This is a genomic window from Mesorhizobium sp. M7D.F.Ca.US.004.03.1.1 (assembly GCF_003998635.1).
GTDB lineage: Bacteria > Pseudomonadota > Alphaproteobacteria > Rhizobiales > Rhizobiaceae > Mesorhizobium > Mesorhizobium loti.
Genome location: NZ_RZQG01000189.1, coordinates 1 through 8,061, shown reverse-complemented (window position 1 = coordinate 8,061; position 8,061 = coordinate 1). Strand labels below are relative to the sequence as shown.

Annotated in this window: 9 protein-coding genes; 7 read left to right on the top strand and 2 right to left on the bottom strand. The window is 66.0% G+C overall.

Annotated elements, in window-relative coordinates; all coding sequences use genetic code 11:
- Nucleotides 1-428, bottom strand: a 428-nt coding sequence (locus EN935_RS13460; protein WP_206534514.1) for a gamma-glutamylcyclotransferase, incomplete at its 3' end; no start/stop codon positions are given.
- A 130-nt stretch (nt 429-558) separates the two neighbouring features.
- Complete coding sequence (locus EN935_RS13455; RefSeq protein ID WP_127264355.1) at nt 559-1,449, bottom strand: AraC family transcriptional regulator; 891 nt, start codon at nt 1,447-1,449, stop codon at nt 559-561.
- 119 nt (nt 1,450-1,568) lie between these two features.
- Between EN935_RS13455 and EN935_RS13450 the strand changes: the two genes are divergently transcribed.
- The 7 genes from EN935_RS13450 to EN935_RS13420 all read left to right on the top strand — a co-directional run.
- A complete protein-coding gene (locus EN935_RS13450) occupies nt 1,569-2,354 on the top strand; it encodes a phytanoyl-CoA dioxygenase family protein (protein ID WP_127264357.1) in 786 nt (261 codons plus the stop codon).
- 229 nt (nt 2,355-2,583) lie between these two features.
- Nucleotides 2,584-3,606: an ABC transporter permease gene (locus EN935_RS13445; RefSeq protein WP_127264359.1), complete on the top strand. Its 1,023-nt coding sequence runs from the start codon at nt 2,584-2,586 to the stop codon at nt 3,604-3,606.
- 63 nt (nt 3,607-3,669) lie between these two features.
- Entirely contained in the window at nt 3,670-4,638 is a 969-nt protein-coding gene (locus EN935_RS13440; protein ID WP_127264361.1) for a sugar ABC transporter substrate-binding protein, read from the top strand.
- A gap of 54 nt (nt 4,639-4,692) precedes the next feature.
- Nucleotides 4,693-6,204, top strand: coding sequence for a sugar ABC transporter ATP-binding protein (locus EN935_RS13435; protein WP_109660309.1), 1,512 nt, complete (start codon nt 4,693-4,695; stop codon nt 6,202-6,204).
- 11 nt (nt 6,205-6,215) lie between these two features.
- Nucleotides 6,216-7,166: a ribokinase gene (gene rbsK / locus EN935_RS13430; RefSeq protein ID WP_127373370.1), complete on the top strand. Its 951-nt coding sequence runs from the start codon at nt 6,216-6,218 to the stop codon at nt 7,164-7,166.
- A complete protein-coding gene (gene rbsD / locus EN935_RS13425; RefSeq protein ID WP_109661348.1) occupies nt 7,163-7,624 on the top strand; it encodes a D-ribose pyranase in 462 nt (153 codons plus the stop codon). Before rbsK ends, rbsD begins: the two co-directional genes overlap by 4 nt.
- Nucleotide 7,625: 1 nt before the next feature.
- Nucleotides 7,626-8,061, top strand: a 436-nt coding sequence (locus EN935_RS13420; protein ID WP_206534513.1) for a 3-methyl-2-oxobutanoate hydroxymethyltransferase, incomplete at its 3' end; no start/stop codon positions are given.

The following is an 8,061-nucleotide window of genomic DNA, read 5'->3' as shown; positions in this document are numbered from 1 at the left end:
GTCATCTCGCGGCGCAGCAGCGCTTCGAGATTGGCCGCCACCGGCTCGGCGATCTCGAACACCATGCCCTGGCACTGGCCGCCGCGATCGAGCGCCATCATCAGGCCGGGCTGCTCGACGGTGCCGCGAAAACGCTGCACCGTGAAGCAGAACGAACGGTGCCAGCCGGTCGCCACCGCGCGTTCGCCGCCGCTCACCTCGCCTGCGGGTTTCCACAGCAGCGAGCCATAGGCAAACAATTTCAGCGGCCCGGCTGGAGCCGTGGCCAGCACTTCGTCGCGGATGCGCGCATAGTCCGCATCGGTCATGTAAACCATGCCCGGCGTCGGCCCGGCATCCTCTACCGCGCGCATGGTGCGGGCAACGAGGTCCGCGGTCAGAGCCATCGGCGCCTTGCGTGGTGGTGCGGTGGAAATCGGCTTGTTCATTCTTGCGCCTCGGGCATCGTCGCCATGTTGCTCAAGGCAAGGAGATTCTCAAGGGACGGCCGGACACGCGGACTCAAAATCTGAACAGCCACGCCCAACCGCCTGAAAGGATTCGTAAGTATCGACTATCCTAACGCCCCGGCGCCGCACTCAGTTCGCTGCGCCGCCAGGCGGCCGGCGAGATGCCGACCGAGCGCTTGAACTCGCGCCCGAAATGATAGACGTCGCAGAAGCCGCAGGCCTCGGCCACTTCGGCCAGCGGCTGGTCGCCCTGCACCAGCAGCGACTGCGCCTGCATCAGCCGCTCGCGCATCAGCCACTGGTGCGGGCTGGTGCGCAGATGCTTCTGGAACAGCCGCCTTATCTGAGAGGCGCCAAGGCCGGTGACAGTGGCGAGGTCCGGCGCCGTCCAGGCGGAGCCGGGCGCGGCGCGCATGGCGTCGAGTGCTGAAGCGAGCGGCTTCGGCAGATCGTCATTGCCGGCGCCGTTCACCGCACGGTCGACCAGAAGCAGGAATTCGGCGACCAGCTGGTTGAGGCGCAGGTCGAGCCCGGCGTCGCGCCGCCGCAACGCCGCGAACAGCCGCTCGAACCATGGCGCCGGACCGGTGCCTTCCGTGAACACGGTCCGCAATATCCCTTCGCCGAACAATTTCCGCCGCAGGATGGCCGGATCGGGCCCGTCGAGCCTGAACCAGAGCAAGGTCCAGGGATCGGCCGGATCGGCCGCGTGCACATGCGGCGCCTCGTTTGCCATCCACACCAGCTGGTTGGCGCGCACCTCCAGCCTCTGCCCCAGCGTCTCCACGAAACCCCGGCCCGACAGGCAATAGAGGATGTCCTGGCCGGGATAGACGGGCCGTTCGATGCGGTAGTCGGGCGCCGCGGCGACCTTGCCGGCGCGCAGCACGCTGAACGCCGTGCGCGTCCATCCGGCCGCCGGCACATAGTGGAAACTCTCGAAAACCGACGTCTTTGCCATCATGCGCGTTTTATACAAAGCGAGTGCCTTGCTGTCCATTTTGTTCGCTTCCAAGCGTCGCTATGGTCGATCTCAAGAGGACGGGATTTCGGCGGGTAGTGGCCGGATCCCCCAAGTTTTGCGGGCTTTCCAGGCGCCTTGCGCCAGCGGCGGCCCCGATGGACCAGGGAGGCAAGACGACGTTGGCGATGACCAAGCAGGAAACCGAGCTCTACGCCCGTGACGGGTACATTATCCGCAGGGGACTGCTGAGCGTCGCGGAAGTGGAGGATTTCCGAGACCACGCCCGCAAGCAGCTCGAGGCCGAGAACAAGAGCGGCGCCGTGATGGCCAAGGGCGACAAGGAAGGCAAGACCACTCTTCTCAAGATGTGGACCAAGGCCGAGGACGACAAATACGGCCTTCTCGCCCGCGACGAGCGCATGGTCGATCTGGCCGAGGCCGCCGTCGGCAAGCCGATCTACCTCTACAGCCACAAGATGACGATGAAGCAGCCCAATGAGGGCGGCGCCTGGGAATGGCACCAGGATTTCGGCTACTGGTACAATTACGGCTGCTTGGCGCCCGAGATGATGAGCATCTATGTCGCGCTCGACAAGGCGACCCGCGAGAACGGCTGCCTGCAGGTGCTGAAAGGCACGCACAAGCTCGGCCGTCTCAACCATATCAGAGAGAACGACCAGACCAATGTCGAGCAGGAACATCTGGACGCGGCGCTGAAACGCTTCGAGCACATCTATGTCGAGATGGAAGCCGGCGACGCCCTGATCTTCGACGGCAATCTGCTGCACCGCTCCGATGCCAACCGTTCGGACACCTATCGCTGGGGCTACATCTGTTCCTACAACGCCGTCGAGAACGCGCCGTTCAAGAAGGTGCGCGACTACGGAAATTTTGACGAGATGCACAAGGTGCCGGCCGGGTCCTTCCGCAAGGCGTCCTGACGCCGCAAATACAGGGTGTGGCGGTCAGCCCACGCCCGGCCATGATCCGGGGAGCCGCAACCGGACTCCCGAAAAATCATGGCGGAACAGGGAGATAGAGCCTGATCCTGAATCAGTTCGGGACCGGCTCCAAGGCAACGGCCCGCGCACGAGCTCGGCTCGGGTCGATGAAACGGAGGAGTGGCCACGCTGGTGAGGACCGGCGGGCCACGCGCAGGGAGGATGCTGTATGGCCGATGCGGTCAGGACCGGCGCGCGCGCGCCAGCCACGGACCGATTCACGATGGCGCGGCTGTTGCGGGCGCGCGAGGCAGGCGTGTTCATCGCGCTGCTCGTGCTGTGCCTGTTTTTGTCCTTCGCCACCGATGGATTCCTGACATCGCTGAACCTGCTCAATGTCGGGCGCCAGATCTCCTTGCTCGGGATCATGGCGGTCGGCATGACGTTCGTGCTGATCGCCGGCGAGGTCGACCTGTCGGTCGGCTCGACCTACGCATTCTCCGGCCTCGCCACAGGCATGCTGATCATTGCCGGCTGGACGCTGCTGCCGGCGATCGGCGTCGGCTTGCTCACCGGCGTCGCCATCGGCCTCATCAACGGCGTGCTTTCCACCTATGGCCGCCTGCCCTCGCTGATCGCCACGCTCGGCATGCTCTCCATCGTACGTGGTGCGGCCCTCATCCTGACCAACGGCCAGCCGGTGACGGTCAACGCCCGCAACGGCGCGTTGCCGGAAGTGCTGCAAACCTTCTCCTTCATCGGCCAGGGCTACCTGTTCACCATCATCCCGATGCAGCTGGTGTTCTTCGTCATCGTCGCGGTGCTGGCCTTGATTGTGCTGTCCTTCTCCAATTTCGGCTTCCGCGTCTATGCCGTCGGCGGCAGCGCCAAGGCCGCGCGGGTCTCCGGCATCTCCGTCAACAAGGTCAAGATATCAGCCTTCATCCTGATGGGCGTGCTCGCCGCGCTTGCCGGCATTCTGGGCCTCGCCTTCCTGCCCTCCAGCCAGGCCGGACGCACCGGGCTCGGCCTGGAGCTCGACGTCATCGCTGCCACCATCGTCGGCGGCGCCTCGCTGTCGGGCGGCGAAGGCACCATCCTCGGCACCATTCTGGGCGTGCTGATCATCGGCGTCATGCGCAACGGCCTGGTGCTGCTGGGCGTGTCGCCCTTCGTGCAGGAGCTGATGATCGGCCTGGTCATCATCATCGCGGTCGGCATCGACAAATGGAGCACGCGCCGAACGGGTTGATCACAGACAACGGGTTACTCGCAGAAAACAGAAGCAACCAGAACCAAAAAGGGAGGACTATCCATGAACATCAGACACGTCATTCTCGCAGCCACGCTCAGCCTGTTTCCGCTGTCGGCGCATGCCGAATCCAAGCTCGCCGATTTTACGCTGGCGCCGCGCATCAAGGCCAAGATCGATGCCGGCCAGCCGCTCGACATCTACGTTTCCTACCATGACGTCTCCAACGAATTCGCGCCGTTCATGAAGGCCGGCGTCGAGCGCGCCGCCAAGGAGGACAAGGTCGGCGCCCAGTTCATCGGCCCGGTCGGCGCCGATGCCGACGGCCAGATCTCGGAGATCGAGACGCTGATGGGCAAGATGGACGGGCTGGCGATCTCCTCCGTCTCCACCGACGCGCTGGCGCCGGTGATCGATCGCGTCATCGCCGCCGGCATCCCGGTCGTTACCTTCAACACCGACAATCCGGAGAGCAAGCGCCTCGCCTTCGCTGGCCAGGATCTCGTCCAGTCCGGCCGCGAGGCCGGCAAGCTGATGGCCAAGGTGCTGGGCGGCAAGGGCAAGGTGATGATCACCACCATCGACGCCGCCGCGCAGTGGTCGCTCGACCGCGAGAAGGGCGCGCGCGAGGCGCTGAAGGCCGAATCCGGCATCGAGGTGGTCTCGACGCTCAACACCGGCACCGACCCGCAGAAGATCTACGCGGCGATCGAGAACGCCATGCTCGCCAATCCGTCGATATCAGGCGTCTTGTCGCTCGAATGCTGCTCGACGCCCGCCGCAGGCACGTGGGTCGAACGCAACAAGGCCGCCGACAAGGTCAAGGTGGTCGGCTTCGACCTGCTCGACCAGACGGTGCAGCTTGTCCAGGACGGCAATGTCAATGCTACGATCGACCAGGCGCCGGAGAAGCAGGGCTTTGCCGCGGTCGACCTGATCGTCCAATTCCTCAAGGGCCAGCCGATCAACAATGTCGACACCGGCGTCGGCATCTACACCAAGGAAAACATCGCCGAGGTGGCCAAGAAGTAACAAGCAAGCCGAGCAGGTTTGCCGATCCGGCAGACCTGCTCGGCCAGCCAGCCAATGACAGAGCAACAGACCCCCATCGTCGAAATCTCCGGGCTGACCAAGCGGTTCCCCGGCGTGCTGGCGCTCGACCGCATTTCCGTCGGCTTCCGCGCCGGCGAGGTGCACGCCGTCATCGGCGAGAACGGCGCCGGCAAATCGACGCTGATGAACATCCTGGCCGGCGACCTGCAACCGGACGGCGGCGAAATCCGCATCGACGGCAGCCGCGCCACCATTGCCTCGCCGCTGGCCAGCCGCGCCGCCGGCATCACCGTGGTCTACCAGGAACTGGCGCTCTGCCCGACGCTGACCATCGCCGAGAACATCATGATGTCGGACATGGCGGCGCGCTCGTCGCTGTCCTTCGTGCCGCGCGACCAGATGCGGCGCGAGGCGCGCGCGGCACTGACCCGGCTCGGCATGGGCGCGCTCGATCCCGACACGAAAGTGTCGCGCCTGTCGGTGGCCGAGATGCAGCTGGTCGAGATCGCTGGCGCCATCCGCCAGCGCGCCCGCGTGCTGGTGCTCGACGAACCCAATTCGGCGCTGTCCAAGCGTGAGAGCGAACGGCTGTTCGAAATCGTCAGGCAGTTGCGCGGCGAAGACGTCACCGTCATCTACGTCTCGCATCATCTGAAGGAAGTGCTCGACCTTGCCGACCGCATCACCGTGATGCGCGACGGCCGCACCATCGAGACCATCGACAATGACGGCGTGTCGGAAGACCGGCTGATCCGCGCCATGGTCGGCCGCGACCTCGACACGGCGGCGCAATGGTCGCTGCAACCGGAAGCGCGGTCGGATGAGGCGGCAATCGTGCTGTCTGTCGACAAGCTGACCGCGCCGGGGCTGGACAGGCTGAGCTTTCATGCCCGCGCCGGCGAAATCCTCGGCATTGGCGGCCTGCCGGATTCCGGCAAGGACATGCTGGGCGAGGCGCTGTTCGGCCTGTGCCAGCGCAGCGGCCGCGTCACCATAGACGGCAAGGAATTGCGCGCCGCCGACCCGCAGGCCTCGATCCGCAACGGCATGGCGTTGGTGCCGGCCGACCGCCGCGGCGCCGGTGCGCTGTTGTCGATGAGCGTCGCCAACAATGTCGTCTCGGCCTCGCTGCCGCGCTTCTCGATGGCCGGCTTCATGCGGCGTGGTGCCGTGCGCCGCGAGGCCCGCGCGCAGGTCGCCCGGCTCGACGCGCGCATTTCACATCTCGGTCAAAAGCTGGCGACCTTGTCGGGCGGCAACCAGCAGAAGATCATCCTTGGGCGCAGCCTGGTCACCAACCCGCGCGTGCTGGTGCTGCACGAGCCGACGCGCGGCGTCGATGTCGGCGCCAAGGCCGAGATCTACGCCATCCTGCGCGGCATCGCCGGCGAAGGCGTGGCTGTGGTGATGATCTCGTCGGAGATTCCCGAATTGATCATGAACGCCGAACGCGTTCTGGTGCTGCGCAATGGTGGCATATCGGGCGAGCTGACCGGAGCCGGCATCAACGAGGAAGCGATCCTGGCACGCGCCATGGCGTCCTGAACGAGGCATTGATGAGCACACCCAGAATTACCATCGTCGGCAGTTTCGCGGTCGGCCTGACCATGCGGGCGCCAAAACTGCCGATCTTCGGCGAGACGATGCTCGGCACCGATTTCGACATGGGCGCCGGCGGCAAGGGCTCGAACCAGGCGGTGGCCACCGCAAGGCTCGGCGCGCGCTCGGCGCTGGTCGCCATCATCGGCACCGACAAGCTCGCCGGCATTGCCACCGACCTCTATGCCGCCGAGGGCGTCGATGCGAGCCTGGTCACGACGAGAACCGAACGCGCCACCGGCGTCGGCTTCATCATCCTCAACGACAAGGGTGAGAACTTCATCATCCTCGACATGGGCGCCAACGAGCTGATGGATGCGGCGACCGTCGACGCGGCCGAACAGCGCATCGCGCAAAGCGATGTCGTCATGACCGTGCTTGAAGTGCCGATCGCGGCCGCCGCCCGCGCCATGCAGCTTGGCCGCAAGCATGGCGCCCGCACCATCCTCAACCCGGCACCGGCGCGCCAGCTTCCCGACGCGATCCTCGCCTCCGTCGACTATTTGACCCCCAACGAGAGCGAATTGCGCATCCTGCTCGGCCTGCCGGCCGACGATCCGCGCTCCTCGCGCGAACTCGCCGGCGAATTGCGCCGGCGAGGCGTGCGCAACGTGGTGGTGACGCTCGGCCGCAGCGGCGCCCTGATCCTGACCGATGAGCTCGACGTGATGGTGCCAGCCGTGCCCGTCGCCGTGGTCGACACCACCGGTGCCGGCGACGCCTTCAACTCCGGCTTCGCGGTGGCGCTGGCCGAAGGCCGCGACATCGTCGACGCGGTCCGCTTCGGCGTCGTCTGCGGCGGCATCGCCTGCACCCGGCTCGGCGTCATTCCGGGCCTGCCCGAGCGGGCACAGGCCGATGCGCTCTACGCCGAGGCAATCAAGACAACATGGAAGGGACCGACATGAACCGAAACCGGCTGCTCAACGCCGAACTGGCGCACGCCATCGCCTCGATGGGCCATGGCGATTTGATGATCGTTTGCGATGCGGGCTTTCCGATCCCGTCGAGCGCCTGGCGCATCGACCTCGCCATCTCGCCCGACGTGCCCGACCTCGAAACCGTGCTGGCGCCGATCGCCGCCAACCTGATCGCCGAGCGCGTCGGCTATGCCGACACGCTGCCGGTGCACAATGCGCCGCTGCTGGCCAAGCTGAAGCGATTGTTCCCCGACGCCGATTTCGAGACCACGACGCACGAGACCATCCTTGGCGAGATGGCGGCCAAGGCCAAGGTCATCGTGCGCACCGGCGCCTTCGACCCGTGGGGCAACATCCTGCTCTATTCCGGCGTCGACGTGCCGGCCTGGTTTTCCAAGCCCGGTGTCGTTGCGCCGGACTACTATGCCAAGAAGCTGAAGGGCTAAGATGCCGCGCATCTTCGACTTCGGCGGCCGCGAGGTCGAGCGCAGCGTGACCGTCGCCAGCCTGCGGGCGCTGAAGGGCGGCGGCCGGCATGCCGCCCAGGTGACGGCCGAAACCGCCGAAGAGGCGGGGGCGGCCGAGGCCGCCGGCATCGAGATGGTGGTCTGCCGCGCCGCCAACGTGTCCCGCGTGCGCGAAGGATCGCGCCGCGTCTTCGTCACCGCCGCGCTCGGCTTTGCCGATGTGGTGACATCAGACGAAATCCTGCGCACCGCCTTCTCCGCCGTCACGGCGGGCGCCGACGCCGTCATCACCGGGCGCGGTCTCGATACCGTGCGCATGCTCGCCAACGAACAGATCCCCGTCATGGGCCATCTCGGTTTCGTGCCGCGCAAATCCACCTGGGTCGGCAGCATTCGGGCCGACGGCGGTCTTGCCG

What these genes read in the sequence shown, in the direction of transcription:
- rbsK (WP_127373370.1), top strand. Translation starts at nt 6,216, where the DNA reads ATGAGCACACCCAGAATTACCATCGTCGGCAGTTTCGCGGTCGGCCTG.
- EN935_RS13445 (WP_127264359.1), top strand. Translation starts at nt 2,584, where the DNA reads ATGGCCGATGCGGTCAGGACCGGCGCGCGCGCGCCAGCCACGGACCGA.
- EN935_RS13450 (WP_127264357.1), top strand. Translation starts at nt 1,569, where the DNA reads ATGGACCAGGGAGGCAAGACGACGTTGGCGATGACCAAGCAGGAAACC.
- EN935_RS13440 (WP_127264361.1), top strand. Translation starts at nt 3,670, where the DNA reads ATGAACATCAGACACGTCATTCTCGCAGCCACGCTCAGCCTGTTTCCG.
- EN935_RS13435 (WP_109660309.1), top strand. Translation starts at nt 4,693, where the DNA reads ATGACAGAGCAACAGACCCCCATCGTCGAAATCTCCGGGCTGACCAAG.
- EN935_RS13455 (WP_127264355.1), bottom strand. Translation starts at nt 1,449, where the DNA reads ATGGACAGCAAGGCACTCGCTTTGTATAAAACGCGCATGATGGCAAAG.
- rbsD (WP_109661348.1), top strand. Translation starts at nt 7,163, where the DNA reads ATGAACCGAAACCGGCTGCTCAACGCCGAACTGGCGCACGCCATCGCC.